Consider the following 23188-nt stretch of genomic DNA (forward strand, 5'->3'; position numbering starts at 1 on the left):
GCTCCACCGAACATGCCGCCCCCGGCGACGGTTTCGTGGGTGTCTGGTGTTCCGGCGTGGGCTGTTCCGTTGGGCGGGGCCGCGCCCGGGCGGGAGGCCCGGGGCGGTTCGGCCGCGGGCGGACCGGGTCGGGGCCCCGGCGCGGCGGGTGGCAACCCGCCCCGCGCGGGCGGCACGGCGCCGGGCGCCGACCCGTCCGGGCCGAGGTCGTTGCGCTGCTGCTTGGCCGTCCGCAGGTCGTCGATCCAGCCGAACTCCTCGCCGGCGGTCGCCTCGTCCGGCTCGGCGTCGGCCTTGCCCCGCCCCCACCGACGGCCCTTGGCACGCGGGTCCCGCCGCTCGTCGGGGCCGTCCGCCGGCCGCTCCGGACCACGCGCCATCACTGCTGACCCTCCCCGACGGCGTCGCCGCCGCCCTCGTTCGCCCCGTCGACCCGTTCGGCGCCCGCCGGGCGGCCGCCGTTCACCGCGGCCTCCGCCCGCGCCGGTGGCGAGGGCAGCCCGCGCACGATCCGGCGCAGCAGCGGCAGCCGGGTGGCCACCGCCCGCTCCGCGCCGTGCCCGCTGGGTTGGTAGTAGTCGGTCCCGACGAGGTCGTCCGGAGCGTACTGCTGGGTGACCACCCCGCGGTGGTCGTCGTGCGGGTAGCGGTAGCCGGCCCCGTGCCCGAGGCCCCGGGCACCGGCGTAGTGGGAGTCGCGCAGCCCGCGCGGCACCGCCCCGCCGCGACCGGCGCGCACGTCGGCCATGGCCGCGCCGATGGCGGTGGTGGCCGAGTTGGACTTCGGTGCGGTGGCCAGGTGGATGACCGCCTGGGCCAGGTTGAGCTGGGCCTCGGGCAGGCCGACGTATTCCACGGCGTGCGCGGCGGCGGTGGCGACCGTCAGCGCGGTGGGGTCGGCCATGCCGACGTCCTCACTGGCGAAGATCACCATGCGCCGGGCGATGAACCGGGCGTCCTCGCCGGCCACCAGCATCCGGGCCAGCCAGTGCAGCGCGGCGTCCACGTCCGAGCCGCGCATGCTCTTGATGAACGCGCTGGTCACGTCGTAGTGGGCGTCGCCGTCGCGGTCGTAGCGGACGGCCGCCACGTCGACCGCCTGCTCGGCGACGGCGAGGTCGATCCGGCCGGCGCCGAGCGCGGTCGCGGTGGCCGCCGCCGCCTCCAGCGCGGTGAGCGCCTTGCGGACGTCGCCGCCGGCGAGGCGGACGAGGTGGTCCTCGGCGTCGGTCTCCAGGGTGAGCGCGCCGCCCAGCCCGCGCTCGTCGGCGACCGCGCGGCGCAGCAGGCCGCGGACGGCGTCGTCGTCCAGCGGCTGGAGGGTGAGCAGCACGCAGCGGGACAGCAGCGGTGAGATGACCGAGAAGTACGGGTTCTCGGTGGTCGCCGCGAGCAGGGTGACCGTCCGGTCCTCCACGGCGGCGAGCAGCGAATCCTGCTGGGTCTTGCTGAACCGGTGCACCTCGTCGATGAAGAGCACGGTCGGCGGACCGCCGGCGCGGCGCTGCCGGCGGGCGGCCTCGATGACGGCGCGGACGTCCTTGACCCCGGCGGTCAGCGCGGACATGGCGACGAAGCGACGGTCGGTGGCTCGGGCCACCAGGTGCGCGATGGTGGTCTTGCCGCTGCCGGGCGGCCCCCAGAGGATCACCGACATCGGGGCCGCGGCCTCGACCAGTTGCCGCAGCGGGGCGCCCGGGGCGAGCAGGTGGTCCTGACCGACCAGCTCGTCGATGCTGGCCGGCCGCATCCGGACCGGCAGCGGCGAATCCGCCGCGGCGGCGGTGAACCCGTCGACGCCGCCGGGACCCGCGGGGGCGCTGGGCGCTCCGGCGGGTTCGCCGAGGGTGAAGAGGGCGTCGGATTCCATCACGAGAACAGTACCGGGCCGGGCCGACGACGCTGGAATCGCGCCGCCGGCCCGGCCCGGATGGTCGTTTCCGGTCAGCCGCGACCCGGACGCCGGCCCCGGTACCACCGGCCGCCACCGGCGCCCCGGGGGCCGGACCCGACGCCGGCCAGGTAGAGGGAGAGCAGCAGGAAGCCGATGAGCATGAGGGTGTGGGTGTTGAACAGGTCGGGCGCGCCGAAGTTCGTGTTCAGGAAATCGATCAACAGGGCGAAGCCGAACACGATGGCCGCGAGAATGGCGAGCATGGTCGTTCCTCCGGTGGGGGGTCCCAGTAGGTCGCCGGGGATGTACCCGATCGGTCTGTTCGTCAATCTCCACCGTGGAACGCCCGCGGTGGGTGGCGTCAGCGATCGGTCGCGAGGATCGCGTACCGCACCGAGTCCCACCAGGAGCCCCGGACGAGCAGGTGGTCCCGGCTGACCCCCTCCGGCCGCATGCCGGCCTTCTCCAGCACCCGCCGCGAGGCGACGTGGTCCGGCCGGGTGGTCGCCTCCACCCGGTGCAGCCCCACCTGGTCGAACGCCAGGCTCAGCAGCAGCCGGGCGATCTCGGTGCCGAGGCCCCGGCCCCAGTGGTCGGGGTGCACCACGTAACCGATCTCGCCGCGCCGGTGCGGCACGCTCTCGACGGTCAGGGTGCCCAGCCCGAGCAGCGGCGACGCCAGGCCGACGCGCGGCGTCGGACGCGCCGAGGCGGAGTCGTCGCCGGCCCCGCCGACGGCGGCCAGCCGGTACGCCGGCCGCGGCTCGCCGGCCGCCTCCTCGCGCCAGCCGGACAGGGCGGCGCGGACCTCGTCCCGCGTGGGCGGCCGGTCGTCCAGCACCCGGTCGAACACCCGCGGCTCGGTCAGCAGGGCATGCAGCGCCGGCACGTCGTCGTCCGCCCATTCCCGCAGCACACAGCGCGGGCCGGGCAGGCGCACCGGGCGTACGAAGTGGATGGGAGTCACGGATTCTCCTCTCGTAGGCTGGCCGCATGATCACTGCCGACCAGGTCCTGCTGGGACGGGACACCCTGCTCGCCGCCACCGGCCACCACCCGTACGCCCGGCACGCCCTCTGGCGGGACCGGGAGGCGCGGGGCTGGCGACGGGACGGCGCGGTCGGCTGGCTGCTCCCGCCGGAGCAGGGGCCAGCTGGCGGCGCGCTCGGGGCGGCCGGGCCGGCGTTGGACGTCTTCGCGGGCCTGGTGGCGGACGGGACGCTGCACCCCGGCCAGTGGCTGCACCTGCCCCGCACCGCCGCCGAGGAGGTGGCCGACCGGCTCACCGTGGCCCGGCTCGACGAGTGGGACTTCCTCTGGACCACGACGGCACCGCCGGAGCAGCCGGAGGAGGAGCGGGTGGTCCGCCTCACCGAGGCCGACCATCCCGCGCTGGCCGCGCTGATCGACGAGGCCTTCCCCAGCACGACCTCCCGCCCGGGCGACCCGCGCATCGTCGACTGGTACGGCATCCGCGACGGCGACCGCCTGGTGGCCTGCGGCGCCGACCGCAGCCGGGGCGACGTCGGCTTCCTGGCCGGGCTGACCGTGGCGCCCGACCGCCGGGGCCGCGGGCTCGGCGCGGCGCTCACCGCCGGCATGACCCGCGCCCTGTTCGCCCGGCACGACCAGGTGGCGCTCGGCGTCTACACCGCCAACGTCGGCGCGATCCGGCTCTACCGCCGGCTCGGCTACACCGGGACCGAGCCGCGCACCTCGGTCCACCTGGGCTGATCCACCGGCCACGACCACCTCCCCGGGCTGCGACTGCCGAACCGGCCCGACCCAACCACCCCGCCGGCCTGACGGCCTCCCCGCCGCACCGACCCGCCACCTCCAAGACCTGGCGGGTCGGCCGGGGCCGGGTGCGAGGCGGTCAGTCCGAGCGTGCGGGTGCGGAGACGACGACCGTGGCCGGGTCGACCGGGCCGGCGGGGTCGAGCGCCGGGCCGGGATGGCCCGGGCCGGCGGCCAGGTCGGCGGGATTGACGGCGGGCTCCTGTGCCGGCGTCCGACGCCCGGCCCGCCACGCCGGCAGGTAGAGCGGCGCGGCCACGGCGAGCACCACGGCGCCGACCAGCATGGCGACGGTGATGCTGGTCGCGTCGGCCAGGGCGGTCAGCACCACCGCGCCGAGCGCACCGGCCGGCTGGCCCATCATCGAGTTCAGCGAGAGCACGCTGGTGCGGTACGGCCCGTCGACCTGCCGGTGCAGCAGTCCCATGTGGAGCGGGTTCGACGCGCCGTGCACGGTGTAGCAGGCGAGGTAGGCGATGAGCACCCCGACCGGGCCGGCGAGCAGGCCCATCCCGACCACGGTGACGCCCTGGAGCACCCGCATGAGCGCGGCGGCGGGCGCGGCGCCGAGCCGGCGCAGCATCAGCGGGGTCAGCGCGGCGCCGGCGGCGTTGGCCAGCCAGGCCGCCGAGCCGGCCGGGCCGAGCAGCGCGGCGGCGCGGTCCGGGTCGCCGACCACCTCGGCCAGCCGCACCGGCAGCAGCGACTCGAAGGTGACCATGCCGAAGCCCCAGAACAGCTCGACGGCGACCAGGGCGAGCAGCACCCGGTTGCTGCGCAGCAGGCCGACGGCCTGGCCGACCATCCGGGGCGCCTCGGCCACCGAGGCCCGCAGGGCGGCGGTCCCCTTGGCCGGCCGGTGTTCGACCAGCAGCACGGTGAGCGCCACCAGCGAGACCGCCTGGAGGGCGATGGCCACCAGCACGGGCAGGGTCAGCGCGCTGACCGGACCGACCGGACCGAGGGCGACCAGGCCGCCGCTGAGCAGCGCGCCGGCGCCGATGGCGACGCCGATGACGGTGCCGGCCCAGCCCAGGCCGCGCTCGTACTCGGCCTCCGGGTCGGCGGCCAGGGTGGCGTCGACGTACCACGACTCCAGGGGGCCGCTGTCGAGCGCCCGGTAGATCCCCTGCATCGCCCAGACCAGGAAGAACATCCAGAACGAGTCGGCGACGACGAAGAGCACCAGCGAGGCCAGGCAGACCACCCAGGCGGTGACCAGCACCGGCTTGCGGCCGAGCGCGTCGGCGAGGCCACCGGTGGGCAACTCCAGCGCCAGCACCAGCAGGCCCTGGGCGGTGGCGACCAGGCCGATCTGGGACAGCGACAGGCCGCGCTCCTGCATCAGCAGGATCATCACCGGGATGAGCAGGCCGCTGGGCAGCCAGCGCAGACCGTAGAGGGTGAGGTAGCGGAACCGGACCTGGCGTACGGAGAGCGCGGTCACCGGAACTCCTTCGGCATCGGGTAGGCGGCGAGGTAGATCTGCACCTGCTCGGCGCCGGGTTCGGCCGCGTCGGCCTCGTTCCGGTGGCGCTCGAGCAGCTCCCAGACCTCGGCCTCGATCGCCTGCAGCCGGGCGGCCGGGATGGTCATGAAGATGTCGCTCATGCCGAAGGCGTCCCGCCACTCCGGCGCCCACTCGTGCTGGCTGGCGAACCACTGCTCGGCATGGTGGGCCAGGAGGCGCACCTGATCGCCCTGGATCCAGTCGATCGCCGCGCGGGCGTCGGGGTCGTCGTCGAAGTCGGTGGGATCCCAGTTGGTGACGTCGTGCGCGGCCTGCCACCACCGCTGCCGTCCGGTGCCCCGCTCCGGGTCCTCCACGACCAGCCCCACCTCGGCGAGCTGGCGCAGGTGGTAGCTGGTGGCCCCGGTGTTGGTGCCGAGCATCTCGGCCAGCGCGGTGGCGGTCGACGGCCCCTTCACCCGCAGGGCGCCGACCAGGCGCATCCGCAGCGGGTGGGCCAGCACCCGCACCTGTCGATGGTCGAGCCGCACCTCGCGCGGCTCGGGACGCGACGTCTCGTTCTCCATGCCATGCACAATATCTGTGCACACTTCCTATGCACAATAGTTGTGCACAAGAACTGTGCATCAAGAGGTCAGGCCAGCACCTCGGTGATTCCGCGCAGCCGGGTCCGCAGCAGGTCGGCGGCCCGGGAGGAGTCGAGGCGTACCTCGGCGGGGCGGTGCAGGCCGGCTTCGGCGATGGTGGCCGTCTTGAGGCCGGCCGGGTCGAGGCCGTCGTGCCGGGCCACCAGCAGACCCATCTCGGCGCGGCTGACCGCTTCCGGGCCGGCCACGTTGAGCGGGCCGGCCAGGTCGGTGGGCACCAGTTCGAGCACCGCCGCGGCGAGGTCGGTCACGTGCACCGGGCAGCGGGCCTCGTCGGTGAAGAGGACGGCCCGGCCGGCCAGGGCGTCGCGGCAGAGCTGGATCTGCTTGCTCCCCTCCCCCACGATCAGCGAGGTCCGCACCAGCACCGCCCCCGGGTCGACGGCCCGCACCGCGGTCTCGGCGGCCGCCTTCGCCGCCCCGTACGGGTGCACCGGCGTGGGCACGTCGTCGTCGGCGTACGGCGTCGGCCGGCCGGCGTGCAGCGCGTCGCTGGACAGGTGCACCAGCCGCGCCCCGACCTCGGCGGCGGCGCGGGCGACGTGGGCCGCCCCGTCCGCGGTGACCGCCCAGTCGTCGTACCGGTAGGGGGTGGCCACGACGGCTTCGGGGCGTACCTCGGTCAGCAGCGCGCGGACCGCGGCCCGGTCGGTGACGTCGAGCCGGCGCGGCGCGACGCCCGACACCGCGACGGCGGCCGAGTGGTACGTGCCCACCAGCCGGTGCCCGGCCGCGACAGCCTGCCGGCACACCTCGGCACCGAGAAAGCCGCTGGCTCCCACCACGAGCAGGTTCATCCCGTCCTCCAGACGTCGAAAGGCCCGCGTCATCATGACGCGGGCCTTTCGTCAACTCAGGATCAGGTCGGGTCGGCCACCGGGGCGGCCAGGCTGACGCGACGTCTCCGGCGGCTCGCTCGTTGGTGCGACGAGGGGTGGACGGAGGCGGACGATGGCGGCGGGACGCGGTGCCGACCTGCTGCGCCCTCCCACGAGTTCGGGTCGCGCCACGTTCCTGGAGCTCTTCTTCGACCTGGCCTTCGTTGTGGCCCTCACCCGGGTCACGCAACGATTCGTCGACCTGAGCGATGACACCGGCTGGGCGCTCGTCGCGGGGCTCGGTCGTACCCTGCTGCTCTTCTTGGCGCTCTGGCTGATCTGGTCACACACCACCTGGATCACCAGTCGCTACGAACCGGAGCGGTCGATCATCCAGGCCGTCGTGGTCGGCACCATGCTCGCCGGCCTGGTCATGGCGGTGACACTGCCACGCGCGATGGAGGAGCGAGCGCTGCCGTTCGCGGCCGCGTACCTGCTGGTGATGGTGGTGCGGCCGCTGGTCGTCGCCGCCGCGCTGCGTGGCCATCCGCGACGTCTGGTGCCGTTCCGGCTCGCCGCGTGGGCTGCGGCGAGCGCGCCGCTCTGGCTGGTCGGCGCGTGGGGCCCCGAACCACTTCGTCTGCCGCTGTGGGCTGCCGCCCTCGCTGTCGACTACCTCGCGTGGGCCCTGGGCTGGCCGCTGCCGTGGCTCGGGGCCGCTGCGGTGCACCGCTGGCGGATCGCTGGGACACATCTTGCCGACCGTCACCAGCAGATGTTCCTCATCGCGCTCGGTGAGACGATCTTGGTGATCAGCATGGCTTTCGGCGGCACGCACTACTCCTCGGTGCGGGCAGCGGCCTTCGGGGTCGCGTTCGCCACCAGCGCGCTGCTCTGGCGGATCTATTTCCACCGTGCCGGTCTGCTGCTGACCGAGGCGTTGGGTCGGGCGGGTATGCCCGGCCGGCTGGGCACCGTGTCGGAACGGACGCATCTGCTGATCGTGCTCGGCGTGCTCGTCACCGCGGTCGGCTACGAGCTGGTGATCGATCATCCGTACGGGCCGCCGCGGCCCAGTTGGCTCCTGTTCGTGGTAGGCGGTCCGGTCCTCTTCCTCGTCGCCCGTACGCTGCTGGAGTACGAGATCTTCGGCCGGGTATCCCGATCCCGGGTGGTCGGCCTGGTGGCCCTGCTGCTGTTCACGCCGGCGTTGGCCCGCTGGGCGCCGATGGTCGGGCTGAGCGTGGTGGCCGGAGTGCTGGCCCTGGTCGCGCTACTCGACGCGCTGGGGACCCGGGAAGGGTCGCTGGAGTCTTCCGCCTCGCCGATCGCGCGGGAGGCATCCGGCGATCGCGACTCCGAGGCGTGACCGGACGCCACCAGCGGCGACATCTCGACGACGCGGTCCCGAGCGATGACGACCACGTCGTAGGTCGTGTTCTCCATGTCAGTTCGCCTTCGCGGCGCGTCCGGGCCGTTGCGGAGTCGATCGCCCGGGACATCCGGTCCGCCGGCTTCCGCGGCTGCGCCTTCTTGAACGCCGTGGCGGAGTATCCCGACCCCGACCATCCCGTGCGCCAAGCCGTCCTCGCGGCATCGGCAGTGGTTCCTCGACACGGTCAACACCTTGCTGGCGAGCATCCAGGAAAGCGAGGCCGAGTCCGCCGCGCGGCATTTCGTCATGCTCCGCGACGGTGCCATGGCGGCCGGCTGCCTCTTCGACCCTGCGCTGATCTCCGAGACCTTCCTCCGCGGCGTCGAGGGACTCATCCGGACCCACGCCGCACGCCGGCCATCCTGAGCTACTGGGCGCTCACAGCCCCTCGACTGCGCAGCACCTGAGCGCGTCGCCGCGTCATTCCACCCACCCCTCGTACGCGTCGATCATGAGGCCGGCGGCGCGACACGCCGGAGCGGTCCCGAGCCAACCTCATGATCGACGGCGAGGAGCGGCGGATCAGGTCGGGTCGGCCACCGGGGCTGCCGGGCCGGCGGTGCCGGCGTGCGGGCCGGTCGGCGCCTTCGGCTTGGCGTCGATACCGGCCTCGGCGCGCTGCTGGGCGGTGATCGGCGTCGGCGCGCCGGTCAGCGGGTCGAAGCCGCCGCGGGTCTTCGGGAAGGCGATGACCTCGCGGATCGAGTCGGCGCCGGCCAGCAGCATGCAGACCCGGTCCCAGCCGAAGGCGATGCCGCCGTGCGGCGGGGCGCCGTACTTGAACGCCTCCAGCAGGAAGCCGAACTTGTCCTGCGCCTCCTCGGCGGTGATGCCGAGCAGGTCGAAGACCCGCTGCTGCACGTCGCCGCGGTGGATACGGATCGAGCCGCCGCCGATCTCGTTGCCGTTGCAGACGATGTCGTACGCGTAGGCCAGCGCCCGGTCCGGCGCCTCCTCGAACCGGTCCACCCAGTCGGCGTTCGGCGAGGTGAACGGGTGGTGCACGGCGGTCCAGCCACCCTCGTCCGTCCTCTCGAACATCGGCGCGTCGACCACCCAGCAGAACGCCCAGGCGCTCTCGTCGACCAGCTTGGCCCGCTTGGCGATCTCGACCCGGGCGGCGCCGAGCAGCTCCTGCGCCTCCCGGGCGTCGGTGCCGGCGGCGAAGAAGACGGCGTCGCCCGGCTTTGCGCCGACCGCGTCGGCCAGGCCGGCCAGGTGCGCCTCGGACAGGTTCTTGGCCACCGGGCCCCGCGGCTCGCCGGTCTCCGCGTCGAGCACCACGTACGCCAGGCCCCGCGCGCCGCGCGCCTTGGCCCAGTCCTGCCAGCCGTCCAGCTCCTTGCGGGTCTGGCTCGCGCCGCCCGGCATGACCACGGCACCGACGTAGCCGCCCGCGTCGATCGCGCCGGCGAAGACCCGGAACTCGGTGCCGCGCAGGTAGTCGGTCAGCTCGGTCAGCTCGACGCCGTACCGCAGGTCTGGCTTGTCGGAGCCGTACCGGGACATGGCGTCGTGCCAGGTGATCCGCGGGATCGGCCGGGGGATCTCGTAGCCGGCCAGGTCGGACCAGAGCGCCGCGACGATCGCCTCGCCGAGGTCGATCACGTCGTCCTCGGTGACGAAGGACATCTCGATGTCGAGCTGGGTGAACTCCGGCTGCCGGTCGGCGCGGAAGTCCTCGTCCCGGTAGCAGCGGGCGATCTGGTAGTAGCGCTCCATGCCGCCCACCATGAGCAGCTGCTTGAACAGCTGCGGCGACTGCGGCAGCGCGTACCAGCTGCCCGGCTGGAGGCGCACCGGGACCAGGAAGTCGCGGGCGCCCTCCGGGGTGGAGCGGGTCAGCGTCGGGGTCTCGATCTCCAGGAAGTCCCGCTCGTGCAGCACCGCGCGGGCGAGCTGGTTGGCCCGCGAGCGCAGCCGCATGGCCTTCGCCGGGCCGCCGCGGCGCAGGTCGAGGTAGCGGTACTTGAGCCGGATGTCGTCGCCGGCCTCGATCTGGTCGTCGACCGGCAGCGGCAGCGGCGCGGCCTCGGAGAGCACCTCCAGCGCGGTCGCGGTCACCTCGACCTCGCCGGTCGGCAGGTCCGGGTTCTCGTTGCCCTCGGGGCGGCGGATCACCTCGCCGGTCACCTTGACGCAGAACTCGTTGCGCAGCGCGTGCGCGTCCTCCTCGCGGAAGACCACCTGCACGACGCCGGAGGCGTCGCGCAGGTCGACGAAGATGACACCGCCGTGGTCGCGCCGGCGGGCCACCCACCCGGCGAGCGTCACCGTCGAGCCGGCGTCCGCGGCGCGCAGGCTTCCGGCATTGTGGGTACGGATCACGGCTTGCGTCTCCTCATCTGGTCCACGTCTGCTTCCCGCATTCTGTCAGGGCGGGCGGGCCGGCTCCCGGGCACCCGCCGGTCCGGCCGGTCCGGACAGCGGCGAACCGCGGGCCGCGACCCGGTCGGGCGGATACCGTGGCCGGGTGCGTGCGGTACCGAGCTGGGCTGTGGCCACGGCCGCGGCGGCGCCCGTCCTGCTGGTGGCGGGCTGGACCGTGGCGGGCGCCCGGCAGCCGCCCGGCTACGACCCGGTGCGCGACACCATCAGCGAACTGGCCGGGAAGGGCGCGACCGACTCGTGGCTGATGGCGGGCTGCCTGGTGCTGCTCGGCTGCTGCTACCTGGGCACCGCGCTGGTCCTGCACGCGGCCGGGCTGCCCAGCCGGTTCCTGCTCGCCGTCGGCGGGATGGCCACCATCGCGCTGATCGCCTTCCCCCGGCCGCAGGTCGGCGGGTCCCCGGCGCACGGGACGGTGGCCACGGTCGCGGTGCTCGCCCTGTCGCTCTGGCCGGCCGGGTCGGCGCTGCGGCTGCCCCGGGCCGTCCGGCGCGACGTGGCCGCGTCGCCCGCCGGCACGCCGCCGTGGGCGTTCCGCCAGCCGGTGGCGCTGGCCGTGACCGCGCTGCTGCTGCTCCTCTTCGGCTGGTTCGTCGTCGAGGTGACCGGCGGGTCGCGGACCGGGCTGGCCGAGCGGGTGGCCGCGCTGGCCATCGCGCTCTGGCCGCTGGCCGCCGTCCACTCCGCCCGCCGGGCACACCGCCGCTGGTCGGCGCGGCGACCGGACCCGCCGGTGGCGGACCCGGCCCGGACAGGCGGGCCGCCGGTCAGTCCGGGTCGGCCGGGAACAGGTGGTTGACCCGCACGTCGTCCTCGGCGAGCGCCCGGGCCCGCTCCTCGACCGCCCGGTCCGCCCCGGTGAGCCGGCCGCCGTGCTGGCGCAGGTGCTCCTCCCAGGACGGCACCTGGTAGACCTCGACGAAGCCGTGCGTCCGCTCCCCGGCCCGGAACAGCCCCCACCGCATCGCCCCGGTCCGCCGCCGGGACCGACCGACCGCCCGCATCGCCTCGACGAACTCGGCGTGCCGCTCGGGGCGGACGGTGTAGGAGACGGTGACCAGCACCGGGCCGCCGCGCGGGTGCGGCTCCAGGGCCAGGTTCGGCTCGGGCCAGTAGATCGCCGGGTCGCGGTTCACGCCCCGGGTCTCCCGCAGCGGCCAGAGCAGCACGCTGAGCGCGCCGACCGCCATCACCACGGCGGCCGCGGTGAGCGCGCCGACCAGGCCGGTGAGCTCACCGAGAGCGCCCCAGGCGACCGCGCCGAGCGCCTGCCCGCCGGCGAAGACCATCTGGTAGACCGACAGGCCGCGGGCGCGTACCCAGCCGGGGAGGAAGAGCTGCATGGCGGCGTTGACGCTGGAGAGCACGGTCATCCAGGCCAGACCGGCGGGCACCAGCGCGGCCACCGCCGCGGCCGGCGCCGGCACCAGCGCGAGCACCAGCAGCACCCCGGCGTAGAGCAGGCCGGCGAGGAGCAGCAGCCGGTTGCTGGAGAGCACCAGACGGACCCGGGGCAGGACCAGGGCGCCGGCCACCGCGCCGACGCCGAGCGCGCCGAGCAGCACGCCGTACCCGCCGGCGCCCAGGCCGAGCCGGCGGCTGGCGACCAGCGGCAGCAGGGCCCACAGCGCGCTGCCCGGCACCACGAACAGGGCGGCCCGCAGCAGGATCCGGCGCACCACCGGGGAGTGCCGGACGTACCGGCCGCCGGCGCGCAGCGCAGCGCTGAACCGCTCCGGCGCCGGTTCGGTCTCCGGCCGCGCGGGCCGCCAGCGCAGCAGCGCCAACGCGAAGACCGCGAACGAGGCGGCGTTGACCGCGAAGACCACCGCCACGCCGGCCCGGGCCACCAGCACGCCGGCCACGGCAGGCCCGACCGAGCGGGCCAGGTTGACGCTGATCGAGCCGAGCGCCGAGGCGGAGACGAGCTGCGCCCGGGGCACCAGTTCGGGGATCACCGCCTGCCAGGCCGGCAGCGTGAGCGCCTGCCCGACGCCGAGGGCGAAGGTGAGCGCGAGCAGCAGGGCCGGCGGCATCCGGCCGGCCGCGGTCAGCGCGGTGAGCAGCACGCCGACGGCGGCCAGGAAACCCTGCACGGCGATCAGCAGCCGCCGCCGGTCGAAGGTGTCGGCGAGGGCGCCGGCCGGCAGGGCCAGCAGCAGCACCGGCAGCATGCTGGCGGTCTGCACCAGCGAGACCAGGGTCGGCGCATTGGGCCGGTCCACGAGCAGCCACTGAGCGCCGACGGTCTGCATCCAGGTGCCGACGTTGCTCACCAGCACCGCCAGCCAGAGGCTTCGGAACGCGGCGATCCGCAGCGGCGCCCAGGCGGAGGCCGGCTGCGCGGTCGAGGTGGTCACGGGGGCGCTCACCGGGCGGAACGTACCCCGACCGGCGGCGGTCAGTCCGGTGATCCACGAACGCGGGACGGGCCGCCGGTTCCCCGGCGGCCCGCTCGCGTGCGGTTCGATCAGTAGACGCTCACGCCGTAGACGCTGAGCGGCTCGGTGACCGGCTGGAAGTAGGTGGTGCCGCCGGAGGAGCAGTTGCCGCTGCCGCCGGAGGTGAGGCCGAGCGCGGTGCTGCCGGCGAAGAGCGAGCCGCCGCTGTCGCCGCCCTCGGCGCAGACGTTGGTCCGGATCAGGCCGGACACGCTGCCCTCGGCGTAGTTCACCGTGGCGCCGGTGGCCGACACGCTGCCGCTGTGCACGCCGGTGGTGCTGCCGCTGCGCCGGACGCTCTGGCCGACGTACGCGTTGCCGGCGGTGGTGATGTCCTGGTAGCTGCCGTTGTAGAGGTAGACGTTGCCGGGCGGCGTGCTGCCGTTGGTGTAGCGCACGATGCCGTAGTCGTTGCCCGGGAAGCTGGTACCGGCCCGGCTGCCCAGCACCGTGGTCTGGCTGGAGTTCGAGTACCAGGTCGAGCCCAGGTTGGTGCAGTGCCCGGCGGTGAGGAAGTAGTACGTGCTGCCGCTGCGGACGTTGAAGCCCAGCGAGCAGCGGTAACCGCCGGTGTAGATGGCCTGGCCGCCGGAGAGGCGCTTGCTGAGCACGCCGGGCTCGGACACGATCCGGGTGGCGCCGCCGGTGCGGGCCACCGCCGCCTTGACCTTGTCCAGCTTGGCGCCGGTGACGGTGCTGTCCACGGAGACCACGACCTGGTTGGTGGCCGGGTCGATCCACCAGGCGGTGCCGGGAATCTTGGCGGACCGCTCCAGCTCGTTGGTGGCCGCCGCGAGCTTGTCGGCGCCCCGCGTGACGAGCTTCGGGGTGGCGCCGGCGGCGCGGACCTGGCGGGCGGCCGCCGCGTCGGTCACCGCGACGACCATGGTGCCGCTGCTGTCGGCGTACGCGCCGGCGGCGCGGTCACCGAGCTTCGTGGCGAGGGCGGTGGCGGCGTCGGGCGAGGCGGGCGAGGCGGGGGCCGCCTGGGCGGGTGCGCCGAGCAGCGAGCCAGTGACCAGGGTGCCGGCCATGGCGACGACGGCGGCGCGGCGGAGCATTGACCTCGTGGGTCGCATGTAACAACCTCCGGATGGGGGTGACGGGCACTGTCACGGGGGACGCGCCCGGGGACAACCCGGCCGACCTGGGGAAACCGGCCGGGTGACCAAAGTATTCACATATTTAAGATCATGAGCAAGACGTGCCTTTGCCCGAATTCGCACGGCCTCTCGATGTAACCGCGACGTAACATCATCGACACCGGCTGTCAGAGCCGGCCGGCGCGCTCAGGCGCGGCGGCGGGCGCCCGGGCCCGGGCGCGGCACCACGTCGCGCGGGTCGGTCACCTCGTGCCCCTCGGCGCAGCGCAGCCCCATCCGGACCTCGGCACCGCAGTCGCGGTGGGCGACGGTGAGCGGCGAGCCGTCCGGGTCGGCCAGGTAGCGGTCGCCCCACCCGAGCACCGCCACCAGCACCGGCCAGAGGTCGAGCCCCTTGTCGGTGAGCCGGTACTCGTGCCGCAGCCGGCTGCCCGGCTCCCGGTACGGCTCCCGGCGCAGCACCCCCTGCTCGACCAGCATGGCCAGCCGGTTGGTGAGCACCTGCCGGGGAATGCCGGTGCGCACCCGCATGTCGTCGAAGCGGCGTACGCCGCTGAAGACCTCGCGCAGCACGACCATGGTCCACCGCTCGCCGAGGACCTCCATGGCGCGGGCGATCGTGCAGTTCTCCACCGACCAGTCCAGTGCCGCGGGTCTCATGCCGACAGGCTAGGTCTGATTGACAGACTCAGCAACACACGCGAGGCTGAGTCCATGACGCAGACGCAGGAACGCACCCGTACCTTCACCTGGTCCGACCCGGTCGCCGGGGCCGCCCACATCGGCCGGCGCGGCGGCCTGGAGCTGCTGCGCGCGATGATCGCCGGGGAACTGGCCGCACCGCCGGTCATGCACCTGATCGACATGGCTCGGATGGAGGCGGACGAGGGCCGCGTCGTCGTCGAGCTGGTGCCGCAGGAGTTCCACTACAACCCGCTGGGCACCGTGCACGGCGGAGTCCTCTCCACCCTGCTGGACACCGCCGCCGCCTGCGCCGTGCACACCACCCTGCCGGCCGGCGTCGGCTACACCTCGCTGGACCTGAACGTGAAGTTCCTCCGCCCGGTCACGGTCGCCAGCGGCACCCTGCGCTGCGAGGGCACCGTGCTCCAGCGTGGCCGCCGCACTGCCCTGGCCGAGGCCCGACTGACCGACGGCCGGGACCGCCTGATCGCCCACGCCACGTCAAGCTGCCTGCTGTTCCCCCTCGACCAACCCGCCTGAGACCCCCACCAGCCCCAGCCCTCCAGCCCCCGCGATCTTGCAGGTTCGGTCCACGGAGGGCCCGAATCACGGCTTTTGCCAGGGCAGCAAGTGCAAGATCGCGGGGGCGGGGGCGGGGGCGGGAGGGCGGCGCGTCAGCGGGGGGTGGCCAGGCGGGCGGCGCGGGCGGCGCGCTTCTCCTCGAACCGGGACGCCTGGGTATCCAGAACGTCCAGGTGGGCGGCGATCTCGTCGCGGGCGGCCTCGCCGTCGGCGTCCAGGCCGGTCGCCTCGAACAGGTTCCACTGGCGCAGCACCGGGACCACCACCTCGTCCCGGTGCTGGCGCAGGTCGTAGATGCCGGCCAGGGCGATCGCCACCGACTTGCGGGCGAAGCCGTCGATGCCGACGCCCGGCATCTGGAAGTCGGCCAGCACGTCGGCCACGGCCCGCATGGCCTGGTTCGGGGCCAGTTCGAAGGCCGCGCCGAGCAGGTTGCGGTAGAAGACCATGTGCAGGTTCTCGTCGGCGGCCACCCGGGCCAGCAACGCCTCGCAGGTGGGGTCGCCGGTCGCCCGGCCGGTGTTGCGGTGCGAGATCCGGGTGGCCAGCTCCTGGAACGAGACGTACGCCAGCGAGTGCAGCACCTCGTCGTCGTGGGTGTTGACGTAGCCCGCCGACATGTGGGTCATCCGGGCCCGTTCCAGGGCCACCGGGTCGACCGCCCGGGTCACCGTGAGGTAGTCACGGATCGCCGTGCCATGCCGCCCCTCCTCGGCGGTCCACCGGTGCACCCAGGTCCCCCAGGCGCCGTCCCGCCCGAACAGCGTCGCGATCTCGTGGTGGTACGAGGGCAGGTTGTCCTCGGTGAGCAGGTTGACGATCAGCGCGGTCCGGGCCACCTCGGGGATCATCGAGTCGTTCTCGGCCCAGGGCTCTCCGCCGAGCGGGCCGTCAAAGGTGCGCCCCTCGCTCCACGGCACGTACTCGTGCGGGAACCACTCCTTGGCCAGCGAGAGGTGCCGGTCGAGGTTCTTCTCGACCACGGGTTCGAGTTCGAGGAGCAGAGCGGTCTGGCTGAGCACGGTCACGACGATCTCCCTACGGTGGCGTAACTTACGCCACCGTAGGTCCAATCGTCGTCAGGCGCCAGCGGTCGCCGGTCCGACCAGCGGCTTCAGGTCGGCCCGGGGCGGCGTCCACTCCCCCGCCGCGGCGGCCACCTGCTCGCCCGAGCGGATGTCCTTCACCTCGTCACCCTCGGCGCCCGGGAACCAGACGTACGGGATGCCACGCCGCTCGGCGTACCGGATCTGCTTGCCGAACTTGGCCGCGCTCGGCGACACCTCGGTCGGGATGCCCCGGGAGCGCAGCGCCTCGGCAACCCGGTTGCTGGCCGCCCGCTCCTCCTCGGCGGTCACCGCGATCAGCACGCAGGTCGGCACGTCCCGGGAGACCGACAGCGCGCCGGCGCCAAAGAGCAGGCCGAGCAGCCGGGTCACCCCGATCGAGATGCCCACCCCGGGGAAGCGGACCGTGCCGGAGCTGGCCAGGTTGTCGTAGCGGCCGCCGGAGCAGACCGAGCCGAACCGCTCGTAGCCGATCATCTGCGTCTCGTAGACCGTGCCGGTGTAGTAGTCCAGGCCGCGGGCGATCCGCAGGTCGGCGACGCAGAGGCCGGGCGAGTGCGCGGCGGCGGTCTCCACCACCGCGGTCAGCTCCGCGATGCCCTCGTCGAGCAGCGGGTCGGTCACCCCGAGGGCGCGCACGGCGTCGGCGAACGAGGCGTCCGGCGCGGAGATCTCGGCGAGGGACAGGCACGCCTTGGCCTGCGCCTCGCTCGCCCCGGCGGTCTCCGCCAGCAGCTCGGCGACCCGCGCCGGGCCGATCTTGTCGAGCTTGTCGACCGCGCGCAGCGCCGCCTCCGGGTCGGTCAGCCCGACGCCCCGGTAGAAGCCCTCGCAGATCTTGCGGTTGTTGACCTGGATCCGCACCGGCGGGATGGGCAGCGACCGCAGCGCGTCGCCGATCACCAGCGGCATCTCGGCCTCGTAGTGGGCCGGCAGGGTGTCCCGGTCGACGATGTCAATGTCGGCCTGGAGGAACTCCCGGTAGCGCCCCTCCTGCGGGCGCTCGCCCCGCCACACCTTCTGGATCTGGTAGCGGCGGAACGGGAACTGGAGCTTGCCGGCGTTCTCCAGCACGTACCGGGCGAACGGCACGGTCAGATCGAAGTGCAGGCCGAGCGCGTCGTCGCCGGCCGGACCGTCGGTGTCGGCCTGGAGCCGGCGCAGCACGTAGACCTCCTTCGAGGTCTCCCCCTTGCGCAGCAGTTGGTCGAGGGGCTCGACCGAGCGGGTCTCCAGCGGCGCGAAGCCGTACAGCTCGAAGGTGGCGCGGATCCGGTCGAGCACGAACTGCTCGATCATCCGCTGGGCGGGCGTCCACTCCGGGAAGCCGGAGATGGGCGTGGGCTTGCTCATGGCGTACTCCTTGATCCCGCGCCGACCGCGCGGGGGCGTCGTGATCGCGGCCGGGCTACAGGCCGCGGGCGGGCGAGGCCGGGCGCGCGCCGCCGGTCCCCGACACCTCGACGAGGTACGGGTTGGTCGCGCGCTCACGGCCGATGGTGGTCTGCGGGCCGTGGCCGGGCAGGACGACGGTGTCGTCGGCCAGCGGGAGAACCTTCTCCCGGAGGCTGGCCAGCATGCGGGGCATGCTGCCGCCCGGCAGGTCGGTGCGGCCGATCGAGCCGGCGAAGAGCACGTCACCGGAGAGGCAGATCTGCTCGGCCTCCCAGGGCGAGCCGGCGCCGGGCATCCGGAACAGCACCGACCCGCCGGTATGGCCGGGGGCGTGGTCGACGGTGATCTCCAACCCGGCCAGCGACAGGGTCGCGCCGTCGGTCAGCTCCGCCACGTCCTCCGGCTCGGCGTACGGCAGCCGCCCGCCGAAGAGCTGGGTGAGGTCCATCGAGAGCGCCTTGGCCGGATCGGCCAGCAGCTCCCGGTCCTCCGGGTGGACGTAGGCGGGGATGCCCCGCGCGCCGCAGACCGGGGCCACCGAGAAGGTGTGGTCGAGGTGGCCGTGGGTGAGCAGCACGGCGGCCGGGTGCAGGCGGTGCTCGGCGAGCACGGCGTCGAGCCGGTCGAGCACCCCGATGCCGGGGTCGACCACCACGCACTGCTCCCCCGGCGCGGTCGCCACCGCATAGCAGTTGGTGCCGAAGGCGTCCGCGGGAAAGCCGGCCACGAGCACGTCCGCTCCCCTTCCGTCCGGTTCGTCGTCCCTGTCAGCAGCCTAGTCGCACGGGCCACCGGCTTTCACCGACCACCGGCCCCGGTCGCCCCACCCGGCACAGTGACATCGCCCGATAAACCGAGGCCGGACCTCGTACACCACTTTCCCAGCCGGTACCCGTACACTCTGGCGGGCGTGTGGCGTGGCGCACCCCCGCAGCAGACGGGTGGCAGCGCCCGGCGTCGGCGAGGACCAGGGTAGAGGAAGGAAAGCACGGGTGGCTTCCAGCAGGGACCGGCAGCGCAAACTGGCGCGGGCCAAGCTCGACCGGCAACTCGCCCGGCGGGCCGCGGCCGCCAAGCGCCGCCGGCAGATCCAGGCCGGTGTCGGCGCCGCCGTGGTGCTCGCGCTGATCGTGGCCGGTTCGGCCTGGGCGCTCGGCGCCTTCGACTCCGAGCCGAAGAAGCAGGAGGCCGAGGACGTCTGCCTCTGGACCCCGCAGGACGCCACGGCCAACACCAACCTCAAGGAGGTCGGCACCCCGGCCACCACCGGCCTGCCGACCGCCGGCACCCGGACCATGACGCTCACCACCAACCAGGGCGGCCCGATCACCGCCGACCTGGACCTGGCCGCCGCCCCGTGCGGCGCGGCCAGCATCTCGTTCCTGGCCGGCAAGTCGTTCTACGACAACACCAAGTGCCACGAGATCACCACCGAGGGGGCGCTGCGCTGCGGCGACCCGAGCGGCAGCGGCATCGGCGGCCCGACCTACTCGTTCTACGACGAGAACGTCCCCACCGCGCCGGAGGCCAGCCCGTCCGCCTCGCCCGCGCCGGCGCAGCCCCCGGCGTACCCGAAGGGCACGGTCGCCATGATCGGCAACCCGCCGGGCAGCAACGGCAGCCAGTTCCTGATCTTCTTCAAGGACTTCAACCCGGCCAAGCCGGCGTACACGGTCGTCGGCAAGGTCACCGGCGGCCTCGACGTGGTGGAGAAGATCGGTGCCCTGCCGACCGTGGACAATGGGAGTGGGGCCAAGGTCAAGCCGAAGACGGACGTGGTGATCCAGAGCCTCACCGTCGGCGAGCCTAACGCCGCGCCGGCCGCCACGAGCGCGCCGGCGGCGAGCCCCAGCGCCGGCTGATCCGGCCGCCCATCCTGAGCAGCGGCGAGCAACGCCGTACCCGAGAAGCATGTGAGGAGTGACCGTGACGTCCACGAGAGAGCGGCAGCGCGCGGCGGCGCGGGCCCGCCTCGAGCGGGAGATGGCCGAGCGCGCCGCCAAGGCCCGCAAGCGCCGGCAGACCCAGGCCATCGTCGGCGCCGCGGCCGTCCTGGTGCTCGTGGTGGCGGGCACCGTCTGGCTCGCCACCTCGCTCGGGGGTGACGACAAGAAGCAGAACACCGCCGCCACCGCGGGCAACGTGCAGTGCGCGTTCACCGAGGTCCCCAAGGAGGGGCGGCCGAAGCAGATCAAGGACGTCGGGCTGCCCCCGGCCCAGCAGGTCAACAAGGGCACCCAGACGATGACGATCGACACCAACCTGGGCCCGATCACCGCCAAGATCGACCGGAGCCTGGTGCCCTGCACCGCCGGCAGCTTCACCCAGCTGGCCAGCAAGGGCTTCTTCGACAACACCAAGTGCCACCGGCTCGTCACCCAGGGCATCCAGGTGCTCCAGTGCGGCGACCCGAGCGCCACCGGCAAGGGCTGGCGGGACACCGACGGCACCGGCGGCCCGAGCTACAACCTGGCCGAGGAGAACCTGCCCACCGACAAGCGGCCGGCCTACCCGGAGGGCGTCATCGCGATGGCCAACTCGGGCCAGCCGGGCAGCACCGGCAGCCAGTTCTTCATCGTGTACGGCGACTCCCAGCTCGACCCGAACTACACCGTGCTGGGCACCATCACCGGCGGCATGGACCTGGTGAAGCAGGTCGCCGCGGCCGGTGACGACGGCGCCTTCGCCCAGCAGGCCGGTGGCGGTCACCCGAAGAAGGAGATCGTCATCAACAAGCTGAGCATGAGCGACATCCAGGGCTGACAGCCCTACGACGAGAAAGCGCCCGCCGGCTCTCAGAGCCGGCGGGCGCTTCTCGTCGTGCGGTCAGGCGCCGGAGGTGACCCGGTAGGCGTCGAAGACACCGTCGACCTTGCGGACGGCGGCCAGCAGGTGCCCCAGGTGCTTCGGGTCGGCCATCTCGAAGCTGAACCGGCTCACCGCCACCCGGTCCCGGGTGGTGGTGACGGTCGCGGAGAGGATGTTGACCCGCTCGTCGGAGAGCACCCGGGTGACGTCGGCGAGGAGCTTGTGCCGATCGAGGGCCTCCACCTGGATGGCCACCAGGAAGGTCGAGGCGGAGGTGAGCTTCCAGCTCACCTCGACCACCCGCTCGCTCTGCGCGCGCAGGTCCTCCGCGTTGGCGCAGTCGTCGCGGTGCACGCTCACCCCGCCGGACCGGGTGACGAAGCCGAAGACGGCGTCCGGCGGCACCGGCGTGCAGCAGCGCGCCAGCTTGATCCAGACGTCGCTGACGCCCCGGACGACGACGCCCGGGTCGCTGCTGCTCTGCCGGCTGCGCGGCGGCCGGGTGGCGACGGCGGTCTCGGCGATGTCCTCCGCCGCGCCCTCCTCGCCGCCGTACGCGGCCATCAGCTTCTGCACCACCGACTGGGCGGAGACCTGGCTGTCGCCGACCGCCGCGTAGAGCGAGGCCACGTCGGCCAGGTGCAGGTCCCGGGCGATCGCCATCAGCGCGTCGGAGGTGAGCATCCGCTGCAGCGGCATGCCCTGCTTGCGCATCGCCTTGACGATCGAGTCCTTGCCGGCCTCGATCGCCTCCTCGCGCCGCTCCTTGTTGAAGTACTGGCGGATCTTGGTGCGGGCGCGCGGGCTCTTGACGAAGCCGAGCCAGTCCTGCGTCGGGCCGGCCGTGTCGGACTTCGAGGTGAAGATCTCGATCACGTCGCCGTTGGAGAGCGTCGACTCCAGCGGCACCAGCTTGCCGTTGACCCGGGCCCCGATGCACTTGTGCCCGACCTCGGTGTGCACCGCGTACGCGAAGTCCACCGGCGTCGACCCGGTCGGCAGCGGGATGACGTCACCCTTCGGGGTGAAGACGTACACCTCCTGGCTGGACAGGTCGAACCGGAGCGCGTCGAGGAACTCGCTCGGGTCGGCCGCCTCCCGCTGCCAGTCCAGCAGTTGGCGCAGCCAGGTCATCTCGTCGATGTGCGCCGGCGGCCCGACCACCAGGGTGCCCTTGTGCTCCTTGTACTTCCAGTGCGCGGCGATGCCGAACTCGGCGGTGCGGTGCATCGCGTAGGTGCGGATCTGCATCTCCACCGGCTTGCCGGTGGGCCCGATGACCGTCGTGTGCAACGACTGGTACATGTTGAACTTGGGCATGGCGATGTAGTCCTTGAACCGGCCCGGCACCGGCTGCCAGTTGGCGTGGATGACGCCCAGCGCCGCGTAGCAGTCCCGCACCGTGTCGACCAGGATCCGCACCCCGACCAGGTCGTAGATGTCGTTGAAGTCGCGCCCCCGCACGATCATCTTCTGGTAGATCGAGTAGAGGTGCTTCGGCCGGCCGGTGGTCTCCGCCTTGATCTTGGCGGCCTTGAGGTCCGTGGAGACCTTTTGGGTCACCTGGCGCAGCAGCGCCTCGCGCTGCGGCTGGTGCTCGCCGATCAGGCGGTTGATCTCCTCGAACCGCTTCGGGAACAGGGTACCGAAGGCGAGGTCCTCCAGCTCCCACTTGATCGTGTTCATACCGAGGCGGTGGGCCAGCGGGGCGAGGATCTCCAGCGTCTCCTTGGCCTTCTGCTCCTGCTTGGGGCGGGGCAGGAAGGTCAGGGTACGCATGTTGTGCAGCCGGTCGGCCAGCTTGATCACCAGCACCCGCGGGTCCTTGGCCATGGCCACGACCATCTTGCGGATCGTCTCCGCCTTGGCCGCGTCGCCCAGCTTGACCTTGTCGAGCTTGGTGACGCCGTCGACCAGCAGGGCCACCTCGCCGCCGAAGTCGGCGCGCATCTGGTCGAGGGTGTACTCGGTGTCCTCGATCGTGTCGTGCAGCAGCGCCGCGACCAGCGTGGTGGTGTCCATGCCCAGGTTGGCCAGGATGGTCGCCACCGCGAGCGGGTGGGTGATGTAGGGGTCGCCGGACTTGCGGTACTGACCCGAGTGCCAGCGGGCGGCCGTGTCGAAGGCGCGCTGGAGCAGCCGGGCGTCGGCCTTGGGGTGGTTCTCGCGGTGGGTGGCGATCAGCGGCTCCAGCACCTCGCTGACCTGCGAGGTCTGCCAGGGCGCGTTGAACCGGGCCAGCCGGGCGCGCACCCTGCGGCCGGTCGGCGCGTTGGAAAGGGCGAAGCCGCCGCCGGACGAGGGGTCCGCAGCGCCGTCGGTCGGGAACGGCACCACGACCGCCCCACCGTCGGCCTTCCCGTCGGGTCCGGTCAGCGGCGCCGGCGGGTTGCCGGTCCGCTCGGTCACCGAGCCGTCCGCGTCACCTGTCGGGTGCACCGTGCCCTCCACCGGAGGGACGACATCGTGGGACACCGGCCTCCTCACCGCTCGCCGGGATGCGCCGGCCGTCCGGCCGACGTCCTGTCCAACCGGCCGAGGGGCCGGAGTTGTTCCGCGGTCACCGGGGGCTCGTGGCCCCGGCTGCCCCGCACCGCCGGGCGGTCACCCGCCCGGTCAAGCAAAGGGCAATGCTACCCGTACGCAGGGTACGCCGCC

21 protein-coding genes and 1 pseudogene are annotated in these 23188 nt (G+C 73.4%); 7 read left to right on the plus strand and 15 right to left on the minus strand.

The features are described 5' to 3' along the window. From AB0F68_RS04115 to AB0F68_RS04130, 4 genes and pseudogenes are all read right to left on the minus strand, one after another. A pseudogene (locus AB0F68_RS04115) lies at positions 1–380 on the minus strand (hypothetical protein); the annotation flags it as partial. Further along, positions 380–1870, minus strand: a complete 1491-nt coding sequence (locus AB0F68_RS04120) for a replication-associated recombination protein A (RefSeq protein ID WP_357332897.1) — start codon at positions 1868–1870, stop codon at positions 380–382. The gene AB0F68_RS04120 and the pseudogene AB0F68_RS04115, both read right to left, overlap by 1 nt. Before the next feature lie 74 nt (positions 1871–1944). Continuing rightward, positions 1945–2157, minus strand: coding sequence for a hypothetical protein (locus AB0F68_RS04125; protein ID WP_107079061.1), 213 nt, complete (start codon positions 2155–2157; stop codon positions 1945–1947). A gap of 98 nt (positions 2158–2255) precedes the next feature. Continuing rightward, a complete protein-coding gene (locus AB0F68_RS04130; RefSeq protein ID WP_357332898.1) occupies positions 2256–2861 on the minus strand; it encodes a GNAT family protein in 606 nt (201 codons plus the stop codon). Positions 2862–2887: 26 nt separating this feature from the next. Between AB0F68_RS04130 and AB0F68_RS04135 the strand changes: the two genes are divergently transcribed. Continuing rightward, positions 2888–3628 carry a GNAT family N-acetyltransferase gene (locus AB0F68_RS04135; protein WP_357332899.1) on the plus strand — a complete coding sequence of 247 codons (741 nt, stop codon included), beginning with the start codon at positions 2888–2890 and terminating at the stop codon, positions 3626–3628. A gap of 142 nt (positions 3629–3770) precedes the next feature. Here AB0F68_RS04135 and AB0F68_RS04140 read toward each other — a convergent pair whose 3' ends face one another. From AB0F68_RS04140 to AB0F68_RS04150, 3 genes are all read right to left on the minus strand, one after another. Further along, entirely contained in the window at positions 3771–5138 is a 1368-nt protein-coding gene (locus AB0F68_RS04140) for an MFS transporter (RefSeq protein ID WP_357332900.1), read from the minus strand. After that, the gene (locus AB0F68_RS04145; RefSeq protein ID WP_357332901.1) at positions 5135–5728 is read right to left on the minus strand and encodes a helix-turn-helix domain-containing protein; all 594 of its coding nucleotides are present in this window, start codon (positions 5726–5728) and stop codon (positions 5135–5137) included. The genes AB0F68_RS04140 and AB0F68_RS04145 overlap by 4 nt, the downstream gene beginning before the upstream one ends. 68 nt (positions 5729–5796) lie before the next feature. Then, positions 5797–6606, minus strand: a complete 810-nt coding sequence (locus tag AB0F68_RS04150) for a sugar nucleotide-binding protein (RefSeq protein ID WP_357332902.1) — start codon at positions 6604–6606, stop codon at positions 5797–5799. 154 nt (positions 6607–6760) lie between these two features. Here AB0F68_RS04150 and AB0F68_RS04155 point away from each other — a divergent pair, with 154 nt between their 5' ends. Together AB0F68_RS04155 and AB0F68_RS04160 are read left to right on the plus strand one after the other, a co-directional pair. Beyond that, positions 6761–7996, plus strand: a complete 1236-nt coding sequence (locus AB0F68_RS04155) for a low temperature requirement protein A (RefSeq protein ID WP_357332903.1) — start codon at positions 6761–6763, stop codon at positions 7994–7996. Between the two features lie 258 nt (positions 7997–8254). Further along, positions 8255–8428 carry a hypothetical protein gene (locus tag AB0F68_RS04160; protein ID WP_357332904.1) on the plus strand — a complete coding sequence of 58 codons (174 nt, stop codon included), beginning with the start codon at positions 8255–8257 and terminating at the stop codon, positions 8426–8428. Positions 8429–8584: 156 nt separating this feature from the next. On the opposite strand, the gene aspS is transcribed toward AB0F68_RS04160, so the two are convergent. Next, on the minus strand, positions 8585–10390 hold the full coding sequence (gene aspS / locus AB0F68_RS04165) for an aspartate--tRNA ligase (RefSeq protein ID WP_357332905.1): 1806 nt from the start codon (positions 10388–10390) through the stop codon (positions 8585–8587). A gap of 145 nt (positions 10391–10535) precedes the next feature. On the opposite strand from aspS, the gene AB0F68_RS04170 reads away from it, so the two are divergent. After that, positions 10536–11249: a DUF998 domain-containing protein gene (locus tag AB0F68_RS04170; protein WP_357332906.1), complete on the plus strand. Its 714-nt coding sequence runs from the start codon at positions 10536–10538 to the stop codon at positions 11247–11249. Here AB0F68_RS04170 and AB0F68_RS04175 read toward each other — a convergent pair. The 3 genes from AB0F68_RS04175 to AB0F68_RS04185 form a co-directional block, all read right to left on the minus strand. Then, on the minus strand, positions 11218–12822 hold the full coding sequence (locus AB0F68_RS04175) for an MFS transporter (RefSeq protein ID WP_357332907.1): 1605 nt from the start codon (positions 12820–12822) through the stop codon (positions 11218–11220). The genes AB0F68_RS04170 and AB0F68_RS04175 overlap by 32 nt on opposite strands. Before the next feature lie 98 nt (positions 12823–12920). Continuing rightward, entirely contained in the window at positions 12921–13970 is a 1050-nt protein-coding gene (locus tag AB0F68_RS04180; RefSeq protein WP_357332908.1) for a S1 family peptidase, read from the minus strand. A 210-nt stretch (positions 13971–14180) separates the two neighbouring features. Next, entirely contained in the window at positions 14181–14654 is a 474-nt protein-coding gene (locus AB0F68_RS04185; RefSeq protein ID WP_357332909.1) for a helix-turn-helix domain-containing protein, read from the minus strand. A 54-nt stretch (positions 14655–14708) separates the two neighbouring features. Between AB0F68_RS04185 and AB0F68_RS04190 the strand changes: the two genes are divergently transcribed. Next, complete coding sequence (locus AB0F68_RS04190) at positions 14709–15218, plus strand: PaaI family thioesterase (protein WP_357332910.1); 510 nt, start codon at positions 14709–14711, stop codon at positions 15216–15218. A gap of 134 nt (positions 15219–15352) precedes the next feature. Here the strand turns inward: AB0F68_RS04190 and AB0F68_RS04195 are convergent, their stop codons facing one another. From AB0F68_RS04195 to AB0F68_RS04205, 3 genes are read right to left on the minus strand one after another with little or no spacing between them, the layout of a single operon-like run. Then, entirely contained in the window at positions 15353–16288 is a 936-nt protein-coding gene (locus AB0F68_RS04195) for an acyl-ACP desaturase (protein WP_357332911.1), read from the minus strand. Positions 16289–16339: 51 nt separating this feature from the next. Then, positions 16340–17680, minus strand: a complete 1341-nt coding sequence (gene hisS, locus AB0F68_RS04200) for a histidine--tRNA ligase (RefSeq protein WP_357332912.1) — start codon at positions 17678–17680, stop codon at positions 16340–16342. A gap of 55 nt (positions 17681–17735) precedes the next feature. Beyond that, on the minus strand, positions 17736–18455 hold the full coding sequence (locus tag AB0F68_RS04205) for an MBL fold metallo-hydrolase (RefSeq protein WP_357332913.1): 720 nt from the start codon (positions 18453–18455) through the stop codon (positions 17736–17738). 259 nt (positions 18456–18714) lie between these two features. On the opposite strand from AB0F68_RS04205, the gene AB0F68_RS04210 reads away from it, so the two are divergent. Next, positions 18715–19584, plus strand: coding sequence for a peptidylprolyl isomerase (locus AB0F68_RS04210; RefSeq protein WP_357332914.1), 870 nt, complete (start codon positions 18715–18717; stop codon positions 19582–19584). 64 nt (positions 19585–19648) lie between these two features. Further along, on the plus strand, positions 19649–20485 hold the full coding sequence (locus AB0F68_RS04215) for a peptidylprolyl isomerase (protein ID WP_357332915.1): 837 nt from the start codon (positions 19649–19651) through the stop codon (positions 20483–20485). Positions 20486–20548: 63 nt separating this feature from the next. Here AB0F68_RS04215 and AB0F68_RS04220 read toward each other — a convergent pair whose 3' ends face one another. Next, positions 20549–22981, minus strand: a complete 2433-nt coding sequence (locus tag AB0F68_RS04220) for a bifunctional (p)ppGpp synthetase/guanosine-3',5'-bis(diphosphate) 3'-pyrophosphohydrolase (protein ID WP_357333322.1) — start codon at positions 22979–22981, stop codon at positions 20549–20551. Positions 22982–23188 lie beyond the last annotated feature (207 nt).

This window comes from Micromonospora sp. NPDC023966, assembly GCF_040639095.1.
In the GTDB taxonomy this organism is placed as follows: Bacteria; Actinomycetota; Actinomycetes; order Mycobacteriales; family Micromonosporaceae; genus Micromonospora.

Coding starts and splice junctions, on each gene's coding strand:
- AB0F68_RS04150 (WP_357332902.1), bottom strand. CDS start 6,606: ATGAACCTGCTCGTGGTGGGAGCCAGCGGCTTTCTCGGTGCCGAGGTG.
- AB0F68_RS04145 (WP_357332901.1), bottom strand. CDS start 5,728: ATGGAGAACGAGACGTCGCGTCCCGAGCCGCGCGAGGTGCGGCTCGAC.
- hisS (WP_357332912.1), bottom strand. CDS start 17,680: ATGAGCAAGCCCACGCCCATCTCCGGCTTCCCGGAGTGGACGCCCGCC.
- AB0F68_RS04120 (WP_357332897.1), bottom strand. CDS start 1,870: ATGGAATCCGACGCCCTCTTCACCCTCGGCGAACCCGCCGGAGCGCCC.
- AB0F68_RS04185 (WP_357332909.1), bottom strand. CDS start 14,654: ATGAGACCCGCGGCACTGGACTGGTCGGTGGAGAACTGCACGATCGCC.
- AB0F68_RS04180 (WP_357332908.1), bottom strand. CDS start 13,970: ATGCGACCCACGAGGTCAATGCTCCGCCGCGCCGCCGTCGTCGCCATG.
- AB0F68_RS04125 (WP_107079061.1), bottom strand. CDS start 2,157: ATGCTCGCCATTCTCGCGGCCATCGTGTTCGGCTTCGCCCTGTTGATC.
- AB0F68_RS04190 (WP_357332910.1), top strand. CDS start 14,709: ATGACGCAGACGCAGGAACGCACCCGTACCTTCACCTGGTCCGACCCG.
- AB0F68_RS04155 (WP_357332903.1), top strand. CDS start 6,761: ATGGCGGCGGGACGCGGTGCCGACCTGCTGCGCCCTCCCACGAGTTCG.
- AB0F68_RS04135 (WP_357332899.1), top strand. CDS start 2,888: ATGATCACTGCCGACCAGGTCCTGCTGGGACGGGACACCCTGCTCGCC.